Genomic DNA, 22,268 nt, shown 5'->3' with positions numbered 1-22,268 from the left:
AAGGAGAATTCAATGACTACGCGAATCCAGAAATCCTTCTTATCATTGACACTTGTCACCGCTCTTCTGCTCTCTCTGTTCTCATCCATGGCCGCAGCTGCAACTAAGGACGAGCAACAAGCTAAGGCAGCGCCAAAGAGTAAGATCCAATCCTATGTAGACGAAATGCAGCCCGGATGGAACCTTGGCAATACTTTAGATGCTACAGGTGAGGATGAAACCTCCTGGGGCAATCCACGTGTGACCCAAGATCTTATTAAAAAGATCGCCGCTCAAGGCTATAAAAGCATTCGGATTCCTGTGACCTGGGATACTCACATGGGTGCGGCACCAGACTATACCCTAGAAAAGGCCTACCTCGACCGTGTGGAAGAAGTTGTCGGCTGGGCACTGGACGCCAAGCTTTATGTCATGATTAATGTCCATCATGATTCCTGGCTATGGGTAAGCCATATGGAAGAAAAACACGATGAAACGCTGGCGCGTTATGATGCAGCCTGGACTCAAATTGCCGATCGCTTCAAGGACAAATCCGATAAGCTGATGTTCGAGAGCATAAATGAGCCTCGGTTCACCGATGGTGGAAGCACGGACGAAGCAAAAATGGAGCAAATGCTTACTGAACTTAATAACTCTTTCTATCAAATCGTGCGGAAATCCGGTGGGAAAAACGACCTCCGCCCACTTGTATTACCTTCATTAGAGTCTTCACCTACGCAAACAAGAATGGATCATCTCTATAAGACGATTACGGCTCTGAACGATCCAAATATTATTGCGACCGTTCACTTCTATGGCTTCTGGCCTTTTAGTGTGAACATTGCCGGCTACACCACGTTTGAAAAAGATACAAAAAACGATATCACTCAAACTTTTGATAACGTTTACAATACATTTGTAGCTAAAGGCATCCCTGTCATCGTCGGCGAATTTGGTTTATTAGGTTTCGATAAAGACACGGGTGTGATTGAACAGGGCGAGAAGCTTAAATTCTTTGAGTATCTGACTTATTATTTGAAAGAAAAGAAAATGACTTCCATGCTCTGGGATAACGGGCAGCATTTCAACCGTAAAACTTATAAGTGGTCTGATCCTGAACTCCACAATGTATTAATGTCTGGTCTGAAGGAGCGTTCCTCCAGCACCGAAAGCGATTTGGTCTACCTAAAAAAAGGTGCACAAATCAAAGATACCAAGGTTAAGCTAAACCTGAACGGCAATAAGCTAACCACCATTAGTGCCAACGGAAAGTATCTGACCAAAGGTAAAGATTACACCTTAAATGGTGAGGAGCTTACCCTCAAAGCCAGCCAACTCAAAAAGCTCACAGCTTCCCAAAAATACGGTGAAAATGCCGTGCTGACTCTGAAATTCAACAAGGGTGTTGCGTGGAGACTTAAGGTCATTGTGTATGACACAGCTAAATTAAGCGATGCAAAAGGCACGACTGAATCCTTTGCCATTCCGACCACCTTTAATGGTAACCAGCTTGCCACAATGGAAGCTGTGTATACCGCTGGTGGCAATGCAGGTCCGCAGGACTGGACTCCATTTAAGGAATTCGGCAATACCTTCTCACCTTCTTATAACACTAAAGAAATCAAGCTGCTTCCCGCGTTCTTTAAAGATGTTAAAGACGGCGAGGTTATCCTGAAGTTCCACTTCTGGAATGGGGATATTATCACCTACAAGATCACGAAGAGCGGAACAAACGTTGTAGGAAAGTCCTCTTAAGCATCGGTCCTGTTAACAACACAAATAGGGGTGTCCCTTCAGGGAACATCCCTATTTGTATTCTACCTATCACATATAAACCTCATCATACGAAATTATCATCAATCGATAAATTAAATATACGCCAAGATAGGCTCCGGTAATAAGAAACATTGGATTCAAAAATATCGCATGGATCGAGGTCATAAACACAGCGCGATCTCTTAATATCTCGTAAATCGCCAAGGCGGAAATATTTCCAAAGATAATCGTACTTAAGATCGAAACAACATTGAAAACCATACGCCACTTTATCGATTTCCCCTGTAACATCAGCATAACAATGGGAACAAGAATACTACCAAGTACGATTAGAAATTTCATCCAGCTCACCTCGGTAATTTTTTAATCGTCCAGTTCCACACTTTCGATTTGTCCGTCTGCATTTACCGTCCACTCGATTTCAACGCCATTGTTCAATCCGAGCTTGTCTTCATCTTCAATGACTATATGATCAGGAATCGTTAAGGTTTGCTCTTTACCGCCCTCCACTTGAACAGTAACCTGTTTACCCTTAACCGCAGTGATCCTTCCGTCATATTCAATCTGCTGCAAAACAATCTTTTGATTCGGATCTGTGATGGTGACCCGCTTGCCTCCGTCAGTTAGCAGCTCAACCTTTTTATGATAGTTATCTTTTAACGAAACCTCCTTGATAACTCTCTGAATGCTAACCCCCTCTGGAAGTTTCCCAGTATTTGAGCCGGGTGACGCAGATGTTAGGGGTTGTTCTGTTGCGTTATTCGTAGGTACAGGTGTAGTTGCTTCTGCAGAAGGTGCTGCGGTTTCTACTTGAGCTGTTGGAGTAGGCACTTGAGTCTCATCCGCTGCTTTAGTGCATCCACTTAGCAATACCGTACATGCACAAATACAACAAAGAATTGTAGCCCTGGTAAAACGTTGTGTTGTTCCTTTATTCGATATCATCTTTTACCCCCGCATTTTAATGTATTTTTTTCTCTATAGTGGACATAGTTTTACCTCTTATCTTCCTTTTATTCACCAGAATATGGCCATCTGAAAGCAACAGTTAGATAACAATTCATGAATATGTCAAAAAACCGCCCTGATTTAGATCAGTGGCGGTCTCCATGAAATGATGAGATAAATTAGATCCTATTAATTTACAATATGTGTGCCAGCCTGTTGGCTCATCGCAGCTTTCATATTTTCCGGATTGGTAATGATAACTCTGCGTCCCTCTTTTTTCAAAAAGCCAAGACTTGCTTCAATTTTAGGCTGCATACTGCCAGCAGGAAAATGACCCTGCTCCGCATATACCAACATTTCTGCCGCTGTAACTTCTTCAAGAGCCTTCTGCTCAGGCGTACCGAAATTCACACATACCTGAGGAACTCCTGTTGTAATGATAAGAGATTCTGCATCGATCTGTTCGGCCAGCAGACTTGTAGCAAAGTCTTTGTCAATGACTGCATCGATACCTTCGTAGGTATTATTTTCGGTTTTGATCACAGGAATCCCGCCTCCGCCAACAGCGATTACCACATAACCCGTCTCAATGAGTGATTTAATGACGTCTTTTTCAACGATATCAATCGGCTTAGGCGATGGAACAACACGGCGGTAACCTCGTCCTGAATCCTCAATGATGACCCAATCTGGCTTGGCACGCTTCATCTCCTCTGCTTGCTCAAGCGTGAAGAAGGAGCCCACTGGTTTCGAGGGAGACTGAAAATTCGGATCATTTTTGCTAACCTCGACCTGAGTAATGACTGTGGCAACCTTTTTGTCTAATCTGCGATGAATGAATTCATTTGTTAAGGCCTGCTGAATTAAATAGCCTATGCCCCCTTGCGTGCCCGCCACGCAATTGACCAGCGGAGTAACATCCATTCCAGTGACTTCCGAAGCCACCTCGCTTCGTCTCAGCTCGAATCCAACCTGTGGACCGTTGCCGTGAGTAACCACCACATCGTTGCCTGCTTGCACCAGATCAGCGATATTGACAGCAATTTCACGTACTGCTTCAGATTGATCCTCTATAGAATCGCGGCCATTGTCTTTCACCAATGAATTACCGCCAATGGCTACAACTATAAATTTACTCATTCCATTCCTCCTGACGGATCAGTTGATCCTCATTTATTAGCGTTTAAGGGCCAGCTGAAATTGTTCCTTCGCGGAGTGAAAATCCGGATTGGCAGGATTATAGCTGATAGCAATATCTATTTCTTGAATCGCCGTTTCATGATCACCAAGTAAACCAAGTGACTGTGCCTTATGATGATGATATAAAGGATTGCTCGGATCGTTAGCAATTGCGTTCTCAATCGCCTCAACTGCCTCTTGATGCCGGCCAAGTGATCTCAAGCTGTTCGCCTTATGAAACGAGAAATCATACCGTTCAGGCTGCTGTTCCAGAAGCTGATCCATAACTTTAACCGCTTCCTCATGCCTGCCCAACTCTCTTAAATAATTGGATTTATGATAGCGGAAGAAGCTTTCGCCAGGATCGCGTTCTATCACTTTGTCATACTCTGCTAACGCTTGCTCGGATCGCTTCATCATTCGGTAGGCATTTGCGGTATAGAAATAGAAATCAAGGTCATCCGGATCAATAGTAAGTGCCTGTTGATAGGCTGCCAGAGCTTCCTCATATCTCCCGAGTTCCCCTAAGAAGTATCCTTTATAGTAATAGAAGTCTGAATTATTACTGTCCTCTTGCACTGCATGTTCCATAACCAAACTTGCTTTCCGGAAATCCTCTGCCCGAGCTAGCTCTTGAGCGCTTTGAATACGTGGATGAAGCGTTAGCTTTTCTTTATTGAGAATACGGAGGACCCTCTCCTGACCCAGCTCTTCGGCATGCTGCAACGATGATTTGCCGTCACGATCCGGCAATTGAACATCCGCTCCAGCATCCACCAACAACTGAATAATATCGGAGTATAAACGGCCACCATTCCCGAGAATTACTGCCTCCAACAAGGCAGACCATCCCAGATTGTTCATATGGTTAACTGCAACACCTGCTTCCAGGCATTTCTGAACAGTTCTTAGATACCCCTTCTCGCTGGAGGGGAGCAGTGTAGTTCCCCCAAAACGATTTACACTGGTTGTATCCGCACCTGCGGCAAGAGTTAAAGACAGAATCTCATGAAATCCATTGGCACCGGCACACAGGTAGGGTGATAACATAGTGATATCTCTTGCATTCACGTCACTGCCTGCTTCAATCAGCTTTTGAGCGAGAGGAATATGATTTTTTTGCGTTGCCGCCATCAGCGCAGTACGACCACTGGCATCCTTATGATGAACATCGGCACCACGAGCTAAAAGCTGTTCTACGGCAGCTAAATCCCCGCGATCCGCTGCTTGAATTAAATCTTCTGACAGAGTTTGATTAGTCATGGCTCTAGCTCTCCTATTTCTTTTTATCAATTATTTATTCGGATTGCAGCTTGTTCGCTGGGTCACGAAGGTCTGAAAAATGCTTATAAACAAATAATCCTGCAACCATCAAATAGGCGTATACGAACGGCATAAGTGAAGCTTGAGCAAATCCAACAGTCGGCGCGTGAATGATCCCAAATAAAGATAGGCCAGACGCGATTACAGCAAAGACAGCAGCCCGCAGTGGTTTATTCAGGATAGAGAAAATAGTGATGGAGCCCCAAATCAAGCTGCTAAGCGGTGCACCATTTCCTAAATGCATCAGCCCGTTGTAATAAACCCCTTTACTTAATAAGAGATCAATCCCCACCTTAGAAGCCGAAGTTTCAGCCGCATTAAAAATGTTGTTCGCAAGCGTTAAAGCCCAGTTAGCAATCCATGGGAACAAGGTGATAAAGATAACGGGCACTTCATTTTTAGGTGTCTCTCGAACCACCTGATTCGCCGTAACGACCCCGACATAGACCAGAATCGGAACAATCGCCACAACAGGTATGATAGACAACAGCAGTGCTCCTATGCCAAAGAGACAAATAATTAACATGGAGAAACCAGAAGCTATGGTATAACCAAGTCCAGCCCCAATAGATTTCCAGCCTGCATGACCAATGTACACAGTTACCGGGAACGGATTACCTGTAAAAGCACCAATACTTGAAGCAACCCCGTTCGTTAGCATAACGTTACGAGTGTTATAAGGATCTCCCGCAGCATGTGCGCTCTCAATATTTTCAAGGTCAAAAATATAATTCGCCAGTCCCAATGGAATTGCAGAAGCCAGGTATGGCAAGGCATGCGGAATCCCTTGAATTAAGCTGGTAATATGCACCTCAGGTGGATTAAACCCAAGTGTTGAAAGAGCCGTTGTGATCGCTTCTGGATTTTGCAAACCGAATATCCAAGCCAGCGCGGTTCCAGCAATCAGCAGCAGGAATCCTGTAGGAATTTTTTTGAATATCGGCGATTTGCCAAACCAGTTAATAAAGATGATCACAAGTACAACAAAAGCAACCACTGGTGTTTCGAAGGATTGCAGCATCGGGTTCATGGCCAGCAATAACAATCCAAGTCCAGATAAACAAGATAAAAGCACAGTTCTTGGAATAACCTTACGCAGCACATCTCCCAGAAATGAGCCGACAATAAGGATCAAAGCTTCGAACAGACACCATACGAGACCAATTTGCAGCGCAAATGATGCATCATTGGTTTCTCTAAATACGGGAATTAACACTAGAAAAGTTACCGTAAAAATCGATGGAGCACTAGGTCCTGAAGGTAATGCGGTTATATCCGTTCGGCCTGTTTTTTTGGCTAGCTGATATCCAAACCAGCCATAAGCAATACTTGCGATAAAAATCGCGAGTCCAAACGCAGGAACGACTCTGCCGTAAACCATACCTTCCGGAAATCCTACTACAAAAATTAACAATGAAATCATCGTAAGCAGATTGGTTAAATTGTTAGCAAGCAGCCCGAAAAACGCGGCCCAATCTCCCTTTTTCCAGAACATCTTCATAAATACTTGATCCATAATAAATCTCCCCCTAGATCGTTAGCGCTTACATACCAATGGCTTATGAAGCCCTCAGGCCCTTGAATAGGCCTGAAGGGCGGGTGGTTCTATGAATGCATGCTCTGGCTAAAAGCGAGAATGGCTTGCTCGAAACACTCGATTGGAGGATGAGTGATTCCGGCTCCAATCATTCCGATGCCTGGATCCTTATGGGCAATAGCCGTGTTGATCACTGGCATAATGCTGGTTTGACCCACTTTACGAATATCGATTCCAGTAGGAATTCCGCGGAAGTTCAACAAAGGAATCGTCACATTTGGATTCTCCGTCGTAGTAATTTCCTTCATTTTCACAGAATAGTTCATGGCATCATCTACGGTTCCCCCAACTAATGCTACAATCGCCGGCGCGGTTGCCATGGCGAAGCCACCTATACCATAGGTTTCGGTAATCGCACTGTCACCGATATCGAGTCCCGAATCTTCCGGCTTATACCCTGCAAACATCGGTCCGACAACCTTTTGCGCAGGGCCGGTAAACCAGGTATTGCCTGGCATTCCACTGACACGAATACCGAATTCCACGCCATTGCGAGCCATCGTTGTTACGATGGTGCTATGCTCGATGCCATGGGCAGCATCAAGCGCACATTTACAAAGAGCCATCCAGGTTGGTCCGGAGAAATAATCACTCATTGCCACAAAATCGAACACTTCGATTTTCTGCTCATTGGTAAAATCCGTTCTAAGGATAAGCGGCGTTAATGCCTGAATCAAAAGAGTCGTTCCAGCGTTGTTGCGGTTATGGCATTCATCTCCCATATGGAGCGCCTGGGATAACATGAGCCGCAGATCAATGCCGTTCTCAGAGAACTTCATCGCCTCACGCAGCATCGGTCCAAGCACATCTCTCATCCAGATCAAACGGGCAACGACCGTTTCATCGTTTGCACCCATCCGCAAGATTTTCGACAGTTGCTCACTAAGGTTCGTATAAGCGATGTTGCCATACGTTTTATTCTCTACAATGTGCATGAACATAGAGGCTGAGGTTACCCCTGCCATGGAACCCACACAATTATGCTCGTGACAAGGGGAGAACGTAATCTCACCTAATGCCGCTAGTTCGGCAGCTTCATCCAGATCCTTCGCCAAGCCCTCAAAGACCAAAGCGCCGGTAACTGCACCTTTCATGGGACCACTCATCTTATCCCAGGTAATCGGAGGTCCTGCATGTAATATCGTAGTCTTAGTCATCCCTGGTACGACGTTGATCGCTTGATCAAAACCAACCAATACCGGTTGTGAATTCACGATTCGCTCTACAGCCAGCTTATTGGCAGCCTCAATCTTTGCAGCAATTCCCTCTTGCTCTAACGCATCCAGTGCGGCAATTAATTCGGGCTTACCTCCACCAGGTGGCTTCCATTCCAGATGGGTTACGTTGCCTTTTTGCTTCAGGATATCATCCTTGAACATTTCTAGGCCGACATTGATAACGTGAAGTTCACTCTTAAATAACTCATTGATTCTGCTCATGTTATACTCCCTTCTCTACAAAACCTCTGGCAAGAAGTCCTGCATTCGTATTACTGCTTGCATAGGTAACGCCCGCGGATACCAACTTATCAAGCTGTTCTTGGACGGAAGGTGTATCCAGATCGGTTCCAAGTACATAGCCGACAATCTCCAAATGTCTGCCTTCTTGTTCCGCTGCTTGCTTAGCCTCAATAATTGCAGGCACCATAACACCTACTGGATCCTCATGCGATCCATAGCCTAATACAAAATCCATAATGATCACGCCCACCGCCGGGTCCTTTGCTTCCTGCTTGAATCTGGCAATCCGTGAAGAAGGATCAATCATCGGATGTGGTTTGCCGTTAGTGAACCCATCATCCCCAAAATCAATAAACGTATGTCCTTGGCTGATATGGATATCACCCAGCTGATATTCCGGATCTTTTGGAATGTTGCTATAGACATCGTCGTATTTCTCCATCGCTAGATACATCGCTTCATCACATAAAGTACCGCCGCAGAATAACCCGCGAATATACTTCTGTTCTGGCTTCAGCTTGACCTTAATCTCCTCAATCAGCGGAAGGTTTAGCGGATGCTTGTCAATTTGGCTCTCATCAATGCCGGATAGAATTACCGCCTTTAGCGCGGCCTCTTTAGTTGTTTTGGCAAAATGTCCACCTGCTTCCAGAACAGCTTCCTCCGTTCCTCCGATAAAGCAGACCACGACAGGCTTATGCATATTTTTGATTTCATTCAGAACTTTTTGTTCCACACTTTTGGCGGGTGGCTTGGAAATCAACACAATGACCTTAGTGGCTTCGTCTTCGTTAAGCGCTTTCATCGCATCAAGCATCATTACTCCGCCGACACGTTCACTTAGGTCTCTGCCGCCTGTGCCAATCAACTGTGAGATGCCTCCGCCAAAATCGTGAATCCGCACGCTGATTTCCTGACTTCCTGTGCCGGATGCACCCACGATGCCGATATTGCCTTTACGAACCTTATTAGCAAAACATAATGCCATATTTCCAATGATCGCGGTTCCGCAATCCGGCCCCATCATCAGCAATCCACGCTCATGTGCTATTTTTTTTAATTCAATTTCGTCTTCTACGCTTACGTTGTCACTGAACATCATGACATGGAGATTATTCTCCAGCGCTTTTCTTGCTTCTCTGGCTGCAAACGCTCCGTTGACTGAAATCACTGCAAGATTAGCTGCTGTCATATTCTTCACTGCCGACTCAATTGTTGGATATTTAAGCGCTGTACCGCCAACTGCACTGTCTTTTTTAATAAACAGCTCTTCGATTGCTTCAAAGGCAACTTCAGCCAGCTCAGGGGATGCTGCTTTGATTACGATCATCAGGTCACTATTCTTAGCTTCCTCTAGCTCAGGGGTTATCAGCCCTACATTCGCTAATACCTCTTTATTCATTTGAGTAGCCATTGCGATAAAAGCTTGTTCGACACCCTCTATTTGATTCGCTTTGGTCGACAACGACATGAGCGAGACGGAATCAAAGTATGTGTTTCTTTTAATTACTATTTTAGTCGACATATCTTACCTCCAACGTTGTTCTAGATTAAGATCCAAACCGCTAATGATCCCCAAGGCAATATCTGTTCCGGAAGAAGAACCTATATCCAGCACTGCCGATAAGCCAAGAAGCATAGTTTCCTTACTCTCATACATGAGCGAATGCAGCAACTGACCCATTGACTCTCTCACCTGACCCCAAGCCGCTTTTTTCAGAGCCATATAGCTTATTTGATTCGTTAATTCAGCTGCTTCGTTCACGACTTCCCTGCACCACGGCTGATATTTACTAATAGGACTCTGAGGCAGATGGATCACAGCAAACAATCCAACTAAAAAATCATCTCCCGACGGAGTCAGCCCTGGGCCTAATCCCATTAGTCGAATTGCATAATGAGTAGCCTCTTCCATGCTGTCATTCGCCAAGGCATTCAGAAGACCTGAAGATTGCTCTTCCAGCAGCCGCATCGTTTCTCTCTCAAAGCTGCTAGAACCCGCAAACTGCTTTATACCGCCTGGTTTTCCATAGCTATTGATATAAGCCCTTGCCGCAGCCAAATTATCTCTTAGCGTCTTTAGTTCTATTGGAAAAATAGATAAAGAGCTCTGCCAAACTGTCAGTTCCTTGATCGATATTGAAAGCTTAGTGCCAATATATAATTGATCATTCTCCGCAAAAACTTCATCTCCCACAACCAGTCCAAGATCCGAAAAACTACTAACCTCTGTGATCAAAGTATTAGGCGCATTATCTACCCTACTGCTCGCAATGGTATATAATTCATCAGTTGCCTTGCACCTTACATTTATCGTCCGCTCAAATATGCTGTGTACATTTCCGAAAAATCTTGATTCTCGAATCCGATAAAAGAACGCGCTATCACTGGATATCCCAGCTTTTAAATAAGAGGTACACTTGTTCTGAGAATGCTCCGTTTGATCGCCCCCTTGAGAAGGAAGTAGATAATGGTTTGGTCACTTACTGTCAGGTTATCCTATATAGAAAGCGTTCTCATAAAAAAACCTTAACGGTTGATGATGAATGATAGAAGATGTTACACTCAGTTCATAAAATTCCAAGAATGATGAAGATTGAGCTGCTTTCTGTGTGAAAAAGGATATTTTTGTGAAATATATCACAGTTTAACGGATAAACGTTACCTGACACCCTTATTGTAGTCCTCCGTACACTGGGGGTCATCATACAAGAACACTAAAAACAACAAGCAATCACTATGCACATTGCACAATGGGCGAAGATGAGAGGTGTGAATTGATGCTAACGATAAAAGATATCTTACAAATCAAATCCATCGAAGGCATAAAGATCGTTGCGGGGCATTCTGGTCTAAACAATCAAATCTCCGTAGTTAATATCATCGAGAATCCGGACGTATTTGACTGGCTGACCTCGAACGAGCTGCTTTTATCCACCGGATATATCTTCAAAGACAGCACGGAGCTGCAGAACAAATTCATTCATGAGCTGGTGGAGAATAACTGTGCAGGACTCTGCATCAAAATGAAGCGATATTTCGATGCTATCCCGCAGAATATGATCGAGCTTGCTGATAAGCATGGACTCCCGCTACTGGAGCTCCCTTTTGAATACACCTTGTCCAGAGTCATTGCGATCATTAACGAAAAGACCAACGCGGATTACGATGCAGTGAACCGACGCTCGCTCGACCTTCATAATGCGCTGTTCAAAATCGCACTCGAAGGAGGCGGTATTGAGCAAATATCGGCGGAATTGTCCGACACGATCCATAACCCTGTTCTTATATTAGATAGAGACTGGAACCTACTCTGCTATACAGATCATAAGGATAACCCATCTCCACTTCAGGAATTCCTGCCACTGGTGAAGAACAGGCCTGTTTTTCCACCAGAGTTCACGGTAGCTTTCCCAAAGTATATTACTGAAATCAAAAAATCCATCAAACGCACCTACTATTCTCAGGGACAGCCGTACAAGTGCTGCATTATGCCGGTTTCTGTATCCAGTAACGCTTACGCGTATATCGTCGTTCTGCAAACGGTACGCAAGCTGGTTGAATTTGACTACACCGCGTTAGAGCATGTATCCACGATGCTTGCACTGGACCGGATCAAAGCCAAGGAAATCGAAGAGGTAAAGCATAAAATTAGGCAGGACTTCTTCGACGACTTATTAGCTGGCAATATTACTTCAACAGAAACACTGCATTCCCTATCTGCTATGCATGGGCTTAAAGTTAACTATGCGTATTACTGTACAGTTATCCATATTGAAGCTACACAGCTGGAAAACTACACGGACATGGTTTATAGAAAATACGAAATGGAGCATATGGTCAAAAAATGTGTCAATTTAATCTATGGCTTGTCCAGTAATGCAGGTGGAGAGCTAATCTGTTACTATCGCAATCAGCAAATCATCATCTTGATCGGAAAAAATGAAAATAAACCGCCAATTTCCGTAAGCGATACGAAAGCCTTTGCTCAAGAGGTGCTGCAGTTGCTGGCTCAGGAAATGACTAAAAATCATTTTCTCATCGGCATTGGCAGTCAGTATAAGACACTTGCTTCGCTCCATCGAAGCTTCTTCGAGGCCCAGGAAGCTATGCGGCTCATGCAGCGGTTTAATAAAGACAGCCGGAGCATTGCTCACTTCGAGGATTATTCTGTCTATCATTTTTTGGATTCCAATATTAAGCCTACGGAAATGGAGACATTCTTTAACAAAGTTCTGGGAGGCATCCATGAACATGACCAGACGATGAACACGAGATTCATGTCTACCTTGGAGTACTATTTTATGTACAATCAGAATGTAACCGAAGCCGCCAAAGCGATGTTTATTCACCGCAACACCTTTATTTACCGGATTGATAAAATCAAAGATTTGCTAAATATAGATCTGAAAAACTCAGATGAGTTATTCGAGATTCAACTGGCACTTAACCTCTATCGATTGCTGCAAAGGGGTTAAAATAACGAAGGGTATTCCCGGCAACCATTACTCTAGTTGCACTGGAATACCCTTTTTTTCATAACGTCATAGCCCGTCCATATCTTGCTAAATATTCTTCCTTCTCCTTATAATCCGGCATTAGGCTTCCAACCCGTCGCCAAAAGGAGCGATCATGGTTCATATGCAGCAAATGACATAACTCATGAATGATCACATAATCGATAACCTCCACGGGAGCCATGGCCAGACGATAGTTAAAGGTTAGCTTTTTATCGGAGCTGCAGCTTCCCCATTTGGTCCTGGACTCTACAATCTCGATACTCTTAGGTTTTACTCTAAGCTGCGTCTGGTACCTAGTGATCCGCTCTCCTATAAGCTTCTTGCAGCTAGAGAAATAGAACTTTTTCAGCTTTAACTGAAGTTGTTCTTCACTTAGCTCCGCTGTCTCTATAAGCTCATGCAGAGAATAATATTTGCCTAGATACAGGAACTTCCCTTCATCTTCGTAGGCTCTGATCATCTTTGGCGTTTCACGAGCCGCTTCGAGACTTTGCAGCTTCTCCACAATCATTTTGCCATTACGCTCAACCACACTTTTAATCGTCTCTTCAGATGTTTTCTTAGGAACCTTGAGTGTTATGCGCCCTGACGAATCTATATGAATGGAGATTTTTTTTCCGTTTCCATATTGAACATTAAACTCGATCACCTGATTGTCGTAATCAATCTTCATACCCACCATCGTTTCTATAAGATTATTCGCAATAAAAAAGAAGAACGCACCTAGACGTTCTCCTATTTTAGCACGATTCCTCAATACACCGGATATCCCGCTACAAACATTGCCAAGTACAGTATACTACCCACAACAGATATAACAGTGAGTGCAACATCCTTCGGCTTTTCATTAGTGAGCGCAACGGCAGCAAAAGCTAGCGGAAAGGCAACAAGCAAATAACGCGGGGCTGACAGCAGCCAAGTAGCTCCCACTACGAAAGCAAAATACACGATAAAATAAGCAGTGTAGGATGGCCGTAGTTTTCTTGCTCCCATTAACATGATAATTAGTGCTGAGAATATAGCGATTAAATTAGGCAGCCACATGCCGAGAAAAGAACGGCTATCTCCACTTTTAAAGGTGCCCACCGCATATTCCATCTGATATCTTACGGTATCGAAAAAGAGATAGAACTTCTGTGACCAATGCTCCCTCTGGTAAATACTGAACTGAAAAGCATTTCCCGTAACATAATAGTTGATGTAAAGATAAGCCAGCAAACCCATCGATATGATAGCAAGACAGCCAATGGCGGTGGTCAGTTTATGTATAAACGCTTTTTTATCTAGTAATTTATAATTCCCGATAAGTTCCCGTGCAAATTCAATCGCAACCGGTACAATCAACAGCACCCCTGGAGAACGCGTATACGCTGCAAGTGCACCGCATAAACATCCGATGAGCCATTCTTTTTTTCTCACAAAATATAAACACAACAGAGATAAGGCCAGAAATAGAGATTCGGTCATAGGAATAAAGAAAAAGAACGCAGCCGGAAATATAAAAATATACTTTACTACTCGCATAGCACTCTTTCGATGCATGTCTAGTGCGGCAAGCTCATAGGCGACCAAGGCAGCAACAAGCGAGCAAATATTAGAAACGATGAATCCAGCGACGAGATAATTCCCTACGAATACCTGAACTACTTTAATTAGATTTGGAAAAAAAGGAAAAAACACAATATGGTATTTCGGATCTCCCTCCGTCACATACCAATTCTCCGCGATGCCCAAATAATGTGAAGCGTCGATCCCCGATATATGCCAGGTCTCAGCTATTTTGCTAAACAAACCACCGGAATAGCCATTCTGTATGATCAAAAATATATACCCGATAATCATAAGCAAGACCCTACTAGCCACAACCCAGCCGATAATATATAGCCAAGCCTGCTTTCTGTCCCGTATTTCATCTTCCAGAGTTACTTCAGGTGCTGGATTTGTCAGAACAAAATCTGTCAAAACAGGTATAGTGCGGAGTCCCAATAATACAAAAAGTACGAAACAGGCTACGGAAGCAAGGGTACCCATCATAGTCCAACTAGTGGTCGAGTTTACCCAGAAAATAGCCGTCACCATCATAATGAACATGAAGATGAAGGAAATGATTTTGTCGTGCTTTTTCATTTGAACCTCCAAAGATAAATTCTTACAATAATCTAGTTAAAAAAGGAAAATATTACGCATAGAAATATAATAGTCTCTGGAAATTTTTTTGTAAATCATTTCTTAGATCATCATAGATTCTAAAAAAAGCCTATGCACTGAAATGCATAGACTGTATGTATAGCCCTATTTTAACAACTCTAACACGCCTTGAGGCTGTTGATTAGCTTGAGCCAACATCGCTTGTGATGCTTGAGATAAGACATTGTATTTGGTAAGCTTCATCATTTCCTTTGCCATATCCGCATCTCTTATTCGTGATTCAGCTGCTGTTAAGTTTACTTCGTAATTGGTTAGGTTATTATGGATATGTTCTAATGCATTTTGATACGCGCCGTACATTGAACGCCTGGATGAAACGGTATTTATAGCTTTGTCTATTTTCGAAATCGCTAATTCGGCACCTTGTCTAGTTGAAAGATCTATATCCGCAATTCCCAGAGCAGTAGTTCTAGCATCTGTTAATTTAACAGCGAAGTTATTCCCAGAGTTTGCTCCCACCTGAAGATTTACTGTTTTGTAATCATATGTGGTACCAGGGTTTGATCCGTAAGATACATTGAAATTGGTTATCCCAGTTGTAGATGAAAAAGTGTAACTTCCGTCATCATTACTAATAATGTTATTTAGTCTATCCGTAGAGCCCCCACCATTTAGATTAACATTAGCCAATTCATTACCCTGTGGATCAAAGATGGAAAGACGATAATTATTATCTACTATTCCTCCAACGATGTAATTCCCATCTTTCATTTCTGTAATGCTAGTAAGTTGACTGGAGTTGGAAGTTTCATTTGAGATATTCTTCTCCCACAATACGTTTCCACTACTGTCTAGTTTATAGATTAATCCACTAGTTTTAGTAGAGTCGTTATAAGAACCAACAATTATGGCCCCTCCATCACTGGTTGCGATGGCCCGGTAACCTTCATCATCCCCAGCAGCACCGACTCGTGTGTCCCATAACGGATTTAAGTTACTATCATATTTCACAACCCAGCTTGACTTATCGGTATAAGAACCGTTTAGTTGGAGACTTGATGAACCAATAGCCAAATAACCGCCGTCAGCAATTTCAATAATAGAATTAAATTCTTCGCTTCCATAGCCAACAGGATTGGATTGTGAAGAACCCACTATCGAGGTGGATTGTTGCACACCACTACTATTAAATTTAGCCATAAGGCCATCCCAATTTTGAATACCGGAACCCGTCCCTGCCACAATAAAGGAACCGTCACTAGTCTCAATTACTTCATTCCCCATAATGGAGTAGACACCAGATACCCCTGTACTCCACTGCTCATTCAAATTCGCATCCCATTTAATTATATTTATCCTTTGATCGGAAATTGCCCCTGCTGAGAAATCATTTCCTAATAAAATATAACCACCATCACTAGATTCCTTAATACTATACACATCCATATTAGGAATTGCTTGTGACCAAACCAGATTACCCATACTATCTAATTTGAAGGGATTATTACCGGGAATTCTTATTCCGACGTAACCTCCATCTGAAGTCTTAGATAAATCTCTGGCAGGTATGTTAGCGGTCCAGTTCGTACTTATATTGCCCTGTACTGGGGTAATATTCGTGTTTACTTCGAGGTCATTATTCAATAAATAAATTCCATTAAATTGAGTGTTATTAGCAATATCATTTATCCCAAGCTTTATCTGCTCAACTTCTTTTTGAATCAATGTTCGATCAAAATTTGTTAAGGTATCATTTGAAGCCTGTATTGCAAGCTCCCGTAGTCTTAGCAGATTAGGATCTTGTATAGTTCCAAGTCCACTCTCAGCAGTCTGAATTAGTGAAATACCATCCTGTGTATTCCTTGCTGCCTGAGACAATCCACGAATCTGTGCTCTCATTTTCTCAGAAATTGCTAATCCTGCAGCATCATCTGCCGCTATATTTATCCGAAGTCCAGAAGATAACCTCTCTAGTGAACTTGTAATAGATTTATTATTTTTATTTAATCTGTTCAAACTATTTAAAGACGTGATGTTGTGACCGATTCGCATTTAATCACCTTTCAATTGTTAGTATCTTCTATATCGGATAGTCCTTAGTAATTTTTTAGGTCAAATTACCCGTGTCTTAAGGCCTCGCCTTAAATTCCCACCGTCCCCCGCTGAAAAGTTGAATATTCACATACAAAAACGGCGATCTATCACCGGTTAAGCACCGACAACAGATCACCGCTAAAATTCTGACTAGATCATTATCATTCAAACGGATAAATCCAGAAATGTTCTGTTCCAAAACGAGCTTGGATCTCTTTATCATTTAAAGGTTTGCTGCCCAACAGCTCAGCAGCTTGGAATTGGGAACGATGCGCCTGAATGGACGCCATCTTGTGCTTGAGGAAATCTCTCACATCATTGATAACCTTTGGCTCCCCAATCTCTACAATATTATTAGCAAAAGCTATACAGTGAACAGGAGGTCTTTCTTCCTTTGGAAGTCTTGCAACGGTTCGGATCACTGCGGCTCCAGTAGCATCGTGATCAGGATGTACGCTGTACCCTGGATAGAAAGTGATGATCAACGAAGGTTTAAGCTCTTTCAAGAGCGCATCAATCTGCCCATCGAGCAAGACTTGATCTTCGAATTCTATCGTCTTGTCGTGAAAACCAAGCATTCTTAAATCCTGTATGCCAATAGCCTCGCAGGATTCCTCCAGCTCCTTCTTACGTATTTCTGGGAGGGTTACCCGATTTGCGAAGGGCGGGATGCCCATATTGCGGCCCATTTCTCCAAGCGTTAGGCATGCGTAGGTAACTTGGGTCCCATTTTGTATATGTTTGGCAAGGGTACCTGATATACCGAAGGCCTCATCATCCGGATGTGGCAAAATAACAAGAATATGTTTTTCCACAGAACTCTTCATCTCCTCTTCCATTAGAACGGCTCTCGGCTTAATTGTAACGATACGATCAGTTTGCCTTGAGCATCATGTCCAGCCATAATCAATCTGCCTGTCTCACTCTCTTCATAGTGAGTTAGCCCTTCCGAGTAAACCCAGCCCTGCGACATTTTTAAGCCGACCCGATAAGGACCGTTGCCGGAAATCGAACCATGGGAATATCGAATAACAGCATTGGTAATAAAAGTAGCGGCTGGATGCTTCGAACTATCTAAATGGGCAGCGTAGGCTCCCGTTGTCATCTCAAGATGGATATATAGATCCTGATCTTTAAGCAGGTCGATCCTATCTTGTACTTCCGATTGATTGATTAGCTGCAATGTTGCGCCTCCGTCTCTGACTGAATATATACATACAAAAAATAAGATCCATACCTTATAGAAGGACGGATCTGTTATATGATAAGCGGGTCCGTATTTCTTTTCAAAGTATAACGTGCAATGCTATGTAATTCAATGGATAGAGCGATCCCCTCCAAGTGTAACAGTAATGGACTGGCTTTTTACTGTTCACCTGAAGGGGATAATATCACTGAGAGGTTATGCTGTTTATATTAGATCACAAACTGATCTAACATCTTTATGATGACTTCACGCTTTACAGGCTTGCTGATATACTCGTCCATTCCGGCAGCTAGACAATTTTCACGGTCACCCTTCAAAGCATTAGCCGTGACCGCGATGATGGGCGGACATTTCTCTTGATGCTCATCTCTTAACATCTTCATAGCCTCTATACCGTTCATAATGGGCATGTGAAGATCCAATAAAATAAGATCAAAGGGTTCTTTCCGTGCTGCTTCAACCGCATCTATGCCATTTGTTACGGCGATAACGCTGTGACCCATTTTTTCGAGTATTTTGGTCAGCACTAGCGCATTGATAGAGTTGTCTTCAGCAAGTAAAATTCTCGCCTCACGTGCGGTATGAAGCTTGTTAATGTTAGCCTCTTGGCTAGGGATTACCACTGATTTCTTGGGCCTGATTGTGAAGGTAACCGACGTACCGCTCTTGCCGTCACTCTCCGCATAGATCTCACCACCCATCATTTCGACAATTCTGCGGCTGATGGCAAGGCCAAGACCCGTGCCTTCGTGTCTCCGCATCATAAAGCTATCCACCTGCTCAAACGGTTCAAAAATATCAGTAAGTCGATCAGGATCAATTCCAATGCCAGTATCGGTTACCGTAAAGGCCAGCAGGAAGGGATCTTCCTTTACAAGCCTCACTTTTACCGATATGCTGCCCGCGGGTGTGAATTTCACAGCATTCCCTAGCAGGTTCAAGAACACCTGCTTCAAGCGTTCCTCGTCACCGTAAATAAAGTCAGGAACATCATGATTTATGATGCTGGTGAGCTCCAGATGTTTTTGTTCAGCTTTTATTGCAATAACAGAAAAGCTGTCCTTGAGGCAAGTTCGCAGATCGAATGTATCCTCTTGTAGCTCGCTGCGGCCTGCCTCAATTTTTGAAAGATCAAGAATATCATTGATTATATTGAGCAGGATTCCTCCGCTTTTGCGAATGATTTCTACATATTCACGTTGTTCTTCATTAAGCTCTGTTTCAAGCAGAATATCAGTCATGCCTATCACCCCGTTCATGGGAGTGCGAATTTCATGACTCATCATAGCCAGGAACTCACTTTTAGCTCTATTCGTGGACTCTGCGGCTTCCTTAGCTAGCGACAATTGCCTTTGCTCGGAAATGTCCTTGCATATAAGATAAAATCCGATATTATGATTGTTCACATAAATAGGTGCAATACTGGTGAGCACTTCAACGACTTCGCTGTCCTTAGTGACAAGCTTATTGATATACTGCTCAACTGTATTATCGTAAAGGGCTCTTTCCAGAATGCGCTGGACATTCTCTTCTCCAATCAGACTCGCAAGCTTCATCCCGATCAACTCGGACTCGATGGCATAGCCCGTTATCTTTTCCGCCATACTATTGGTATTAATGATTCGACCATCAAGGTCAAAAGAAATGACGGCGTCATGGTTATATTTTTTAAGCGACGTATACCGTTCAACAGACTCCTGAAGGCGTTGCTCGGATTCCTTTTGCTTTGTAATGTTAACGATTTGGCAAATGAAGTATGCTGGCTGGTTCGACTCGTCGCTGAATAGGTGGAGCGTGAGCTGTCCCCAAATATAATCTCCATTTTTGTGATAAACTGCTTTTCCATCTGCACTTCTGTTTCCTCACCCAAAACTGCTTTTAAATCATGAAGGTTGCCGAAATCCTCGGGGTGAGAAAGGTCTTCTAACCGCATACCCTCAAACTCTTCAGTGGAATAACCAAAAGTCTGCTCAAAGGCCGGGTTTACGGTCAGAATCAAACCATTTGGCGATAAAAGGGCGATCCCAAAGGAGGCGTGATTAATCACCTGTTGGTTGAATTGTTCCTGGTTTAGATTTACGCGATGCATAGCGACCTCCATGGGATGATGTAATTTTTGCGTGAAAAAATAGACCTTCTATTTAGAAGGTCCTATTTATAGCTTATAGTCTAATTTACCCACTTTGTTGTTAATTGAATCCGTTAATTTAACGGGATCGAATAGAACACTCTGGATCCTTTATTGTTCGTATACCAAATGATTTTGTCTCCACTAATAATAGGACTGCACTCTGATAAGGCAAAATGCTTGATCGTTTGGATGTCGCTAGTAGCTTTTCCCGCTCCATCTATAAGAACATATTTCAGATCACCCGGATGATTCTCTTTATCAAACTCCTGCCACAGCACCATCATTTTGTCGTCTGTGATTTTTACTAGCTTAGGGATGGACGCGATCAGGTTCGTGCCTACATATTTAGCCAAGGTAATGTGATTCACCGAATTACTGCTCAGGTTGGACTTGGGCAACACACTAAGCATGACATCCCTTTGGTCCGTTTCTAAACCCACCATCTCAAAAGATGTATACTCTTTGACTAGGGAATGATCTACCGAATTCATAGCGACTATATAGTTCGCCGGGGACATCTCAAATCCGCCTATAGAAACACCCGTCGCGTTCGCTCCGATTTTGCCGGGAATATTAAATAAATCCACTTCGTTATAACTGGCTCCGTCTCCTTTATTCAGAACAATCGAACGGGGATAAGCGTCGCCATGATCGACTAGAACATGCGCAGTACCATCAAACAATACATATTGGTCAAAAGAGTGACTGACATGATTTTTCTGGAATCTTCCCAGATCATTGGTCACGGTCATGGTTTTAGTATTTACAATAATGGTAAGCTGGGATTGATGATTTAATTTATCTTCTGTCGTGTATCTTGTACGTGAGGTGTGAAATACAAGCGTATCTCCAGCCTCAGCCATACTACCGGAGCCTGAATCAAACGGGCTAACGGTATAGCTCTCCCCACCCTTTATGGAGACACTGTCTACTCTATTGAAACTTTTATCATAACGGACAATACGAATGACTTCCTTGCTATCATTCTCTTCGCGGTTCTCTTGGCCAAAAGCAATATAGTTATACTTCTCCCCACTAAAGAAGCCACCAAACACCGGAAGCTCAAAAGGAATGCTCTTATTGCCTGTTAGTTCGTACTTCTCATTGTACGTTTCAATCGTAAACTCTTTGTTCGCCTCAATAACACTTACAGTCCCATCCTTATTATTCACAAGATAAGAAGAGGCCGTACTTTTCCATCTAGGAAAATAAGAAGATTCCGCATTACTCTCAGCTACAGCCGCCGTCTTTACCCGGTAAGCATGATCTGGGATTGTGGAGAATAACGATATGCGATCAGACTGAACGTCAAATTCAATATCGAACGGAATTTTACCCGCCAAATCTCTCAACTGAAAATAATTGTTATCATCAATATTGTACGCCGTAATAGACTGCAACTGTCCATTGACCAACACCTTAGAATTTGAAAGCGTAGCTGCATAATTTCTATTGCGGCTATAATAGTTACTTGTTGTTTTCTTTTCGGGCGTATAAGCTTGTCCAGTTATGATCTCAATCGCATTGTTCGCTTTATTCCAAGTGATATCAAACTGGCTGCTCGTTCCCGAGAAATACTCTGCCAAATCGCGTAGTCTGAAATAATTGTTATTCGATATGTTGAACCCATTCAGGTTCCGCTGTTCTCCATCAAAATATGTACTGCTCTCGGTTACCTTAGCCTTCACCGTACTGCTCGCAAAGGTTGTAGTGCCGAGCGCTGGTATAACCAGTAATACAATTAGCAAAACACTAAAAATCCTCTTCATCCGTCTTTCCTCCATTTAAACATAATTACAATGGCATGCTTTTGGTAATCACAGTATCCATCTATTAATCTTATCGGTAATCGCGTTTAACTTAATTATGAAAACGGGGTATGGTATATAATGGACATAAATTCAAA

17 protein-coding genes and 1 pseudogene are annotated in these 22,268 nt (G+C 43.1%); 2 read left to right on the top strand and 16 right to left on the bottom strand.

The genetic code is table 11. The features are described from left to right. Positions 1–12: 12 nt before the first annotated feature. The gene (locus tag NSQ91_RS03915) at positions 13–1,734 is read left to right on the top strand and encodes a cellulase family glycosylhydrolase (RefSeq protein ID WP_076185095.1); all 1,722 of its coding nucleotides are present in this window, start codon (positions 13–15) and stop codon (positions 1,732–1,734) included. A 69-nt stretch (positions 1,735–1,803) separates the two neighbouring features. Here NSQ91_RS03915 and NSQ91_RS03910 read toward each other — a convergent pair whose 3' ends face one another. The 8 genes from NSQ91_RS03910 to NSQ91_RS03875 all read right to left on the bottom strand — a co-directional run bounded on the left by NSQ91_RS03910 (position 1,804) and on the right by NSQ91_RS03875 (position 10,501). Then, positions 1,804–2,097, bottom strand: a complete 294-nt coding sequence (locus NSQ91_RS03910) for a transposase (protein WP_076305184.1) — start codon at positions 2,095–2,097, stop codon at positions 1,804–1,806. A 21-nt stretch (positions 2,098–2,118) separates the two neighbouring features. After that, positions 2,119–2,700, bottom strand: coding sequence for a hypothetical protein (locus NSQ91_RS03905; RefSeq protein ID WP_076305183.1), 582 nt, complete (start codon positions 2,698–2,700; stop codon positions 2,119–2,121). A 192-nt stretch (positions 2,701–2,892) separates the two neighbouring features. Beyond that, complete coding sequence (gene arcC / locus NSQ91_RS03900) at positions 2,893–3,843, bottom strand: carbamate kinase (protein WP_076128616.1); 951 nt, start codon at positions 3,841–3,843, stop codon at positions 2,893–2,895. Between the two features lie 36 nt (positions 3,844–3,879). Further along, the gene (locus NSQ91_RS03895) at positions 3,880–5,145 is read right to left on the bottom strand and encodes a tetratricopeptide repeat protein (RefSeq protein ID WP_076305182.1); all 1,266 of its coding nucleotides are present in this window, start codon (positions 5,143–5,145) and stop codon (positions 3,880–3,882) included. Positions 5,146–5,179: 34 nt separating this feature from the next. After that, positions 5,180–6,721 carry a hypothetical protein gene (locus NSQ91_RS03890; RefSeq protein WP_036684876.1) on the bottom strand — a complete coding sequence of 514 codons (1,542 nt, stop codon included), beginning with the start codon at positions 6,719–6,721 and terminating at the stop codon, positions 5,180–5,182. Positions 6,722–6,810: 89 nt separating this feature from the next. Then, a complete protein-coding gene (locus NSQ91_RS03885; RefSeq protein WP_076305181.1) occupies positions 6,811–8,241 on the bottom strand; it encodes a YlbE family protein in 1,431 nt (476 codons plus the stop codon). Between the two features lies 1 nt (position 8,242). Then, positions 8,243–9,787, bottom strand: coding sequence for an acyl-CoA synthetase FdrA (gene fdrA, locus NSQ91_RS03880; RefSeq protein ID WP_076305180.1), 1,545 nt, complete (start codon positions 9,785–9,787; stop codon positions 8,243–8,245). 3 nt (positions 9,788–9,790) lie between these two features. After that, on the bottom strand, positions 9,791–10,501 hold the full coding sequence (locus NSQ91_RS03875) for a DUF2877 domain-containing protein (protein WP_081391937.1): 711 nt from the start codon (positions 10,499–10,501) through the stop codon (positions 9,791–9,793). 541 nt (positions 10,502–11,042) lie between these two features. Here NSQ91_RS03875 and NSQ91_RS03870 point away from each other — a divergent pair. Continuing rightward, positions 11,043–12,740 carry a PucR family transcriptional regulator gene (locus NSQ91_RS03870; RefSeq protein WP_076305179.1) on the top strand — a complete coding sequence of 566 codons (1,698 nt, stop codon included), beginning with the start codon at positions 11,043–11,045 and terminating at the stop codon, positions 12,738–12,740. Positions 12,741–12,798: 58 nt separating this feature from the next. On the opposite strand, the gene NSQ91_RS03865 is transcribed toward NSQ91_RS03870, so the two are convergent. The 8 genes and pseudogenes from NSQ91_RS03865 to NSQ91_RS03830 form a co-directional block, all read right to left on the bottom strand. Further along, a complete protein-coding gene (locus NSQ91_RS03865; RefSeq protein ID WP_038574107.1) occupies positions 12,799–13,455 on the bottom strand; it encodes a M48 family metallopeptidase in 657 nt (218 codons plus the stop codon). An 80-nt stretch (positions 13,456–13,535) separates the two neighbouring features. Continuing rightward, positions 13,536–14,909, bottom strand: a complete 1,374-nt coding sequence (locus NSQ91_RS03860) for a hypothetical protein (RefSeq protein ID WP_076305178.1) — start codon at positions 14,907–14,909, stop codon at positions 13,536–13,538. A gap of 165 nt (positions 14,910–15,074) precedes the next feature. Further along, positions 15,075–16,982, bottom strand: coding sequence for a flagellin N-terminal helical domain-containing protein (locus NSQ91_RS03855; RefSeq protein ID WP_340916493.1), 1,908 nt, complete (start codon positions 16,980–16,982; stop codon positions 15,075–15,077). Between the two features lie 203 nt (positions 16,983–17,185). Further along, positions 17,186–17,839 carry a bacillithiol biosynthesis deacetylase BshB2 gene (bshB2, locus tag NSQ91_RS03850; protein ID WP_038574105.1) on the bottom strand — a complete coding sequence of 218 codons (654 nt, stop codon included), beginning with the start codon at positions 17,837–17,839 and terminating at the stop codon, positions 17,186–17,188. Positions 17,840–17,862: 23 nt separating this feature from the next. Then, the gene (locus NSQ91_RS03845; protein ID WP_076128602.1) at positions 17,863–18,207 is read right to left on the bottom strand and encodes a YojF family protein; all 345 of its coding nucleotides are present in this window, start codon (positions 18,205–18,207) and stop codon (positions 17,863–17,865) included. Between the two features lie 233 nt (positions 18,208–18,440). Then, a complete protein-coding gene (locus NSQ91_RS03840) occupies positions 18,441–20,042 on the bottom strand; it encodes an ATP-binding protein (protein WP_340921398.1) in 1,602 nt (533 codons plus the stop codon). Positions 20,043–20,113: 71 nt separating this feature from the next. Next, positions 20,114–20,320: pseudogene (locus NSQ91_RS03835) on the bottom strand (PAS domain S-box protein); the annotation flags it as partial. A gap of 113 nt (positions 20,321–20,433) precedes the next feature. Further along, positions 20,434–22,131, bottom strand: coding sequence for a hypothetical protein (locus NSQ91_RS03830; RefSeq protein ID WP_340395029.1), 1,698 nt, complete (start codon positions 22,129–22,131; stop codon positions 20,434–20,436). Between the last annotated feature and the right edge of the window lie 137 nt (positions 22,132–22,268).

This window comes from Paenibacillus sp. FSL R7-0048, from assembly GCF_038004505.1.
Lineage (GTDB): Bacteria > Bacillota > Bacilli > Paenibacillales > Paenibacillaceae > Paenibacillus_AQ > Paenibacillus_AQ odorifer.
The sequence above is the reverse complement of the archived record's forward strand: the minus strand, read 5'-3'. Positions and strand labels throughout refer to the sequence as shown.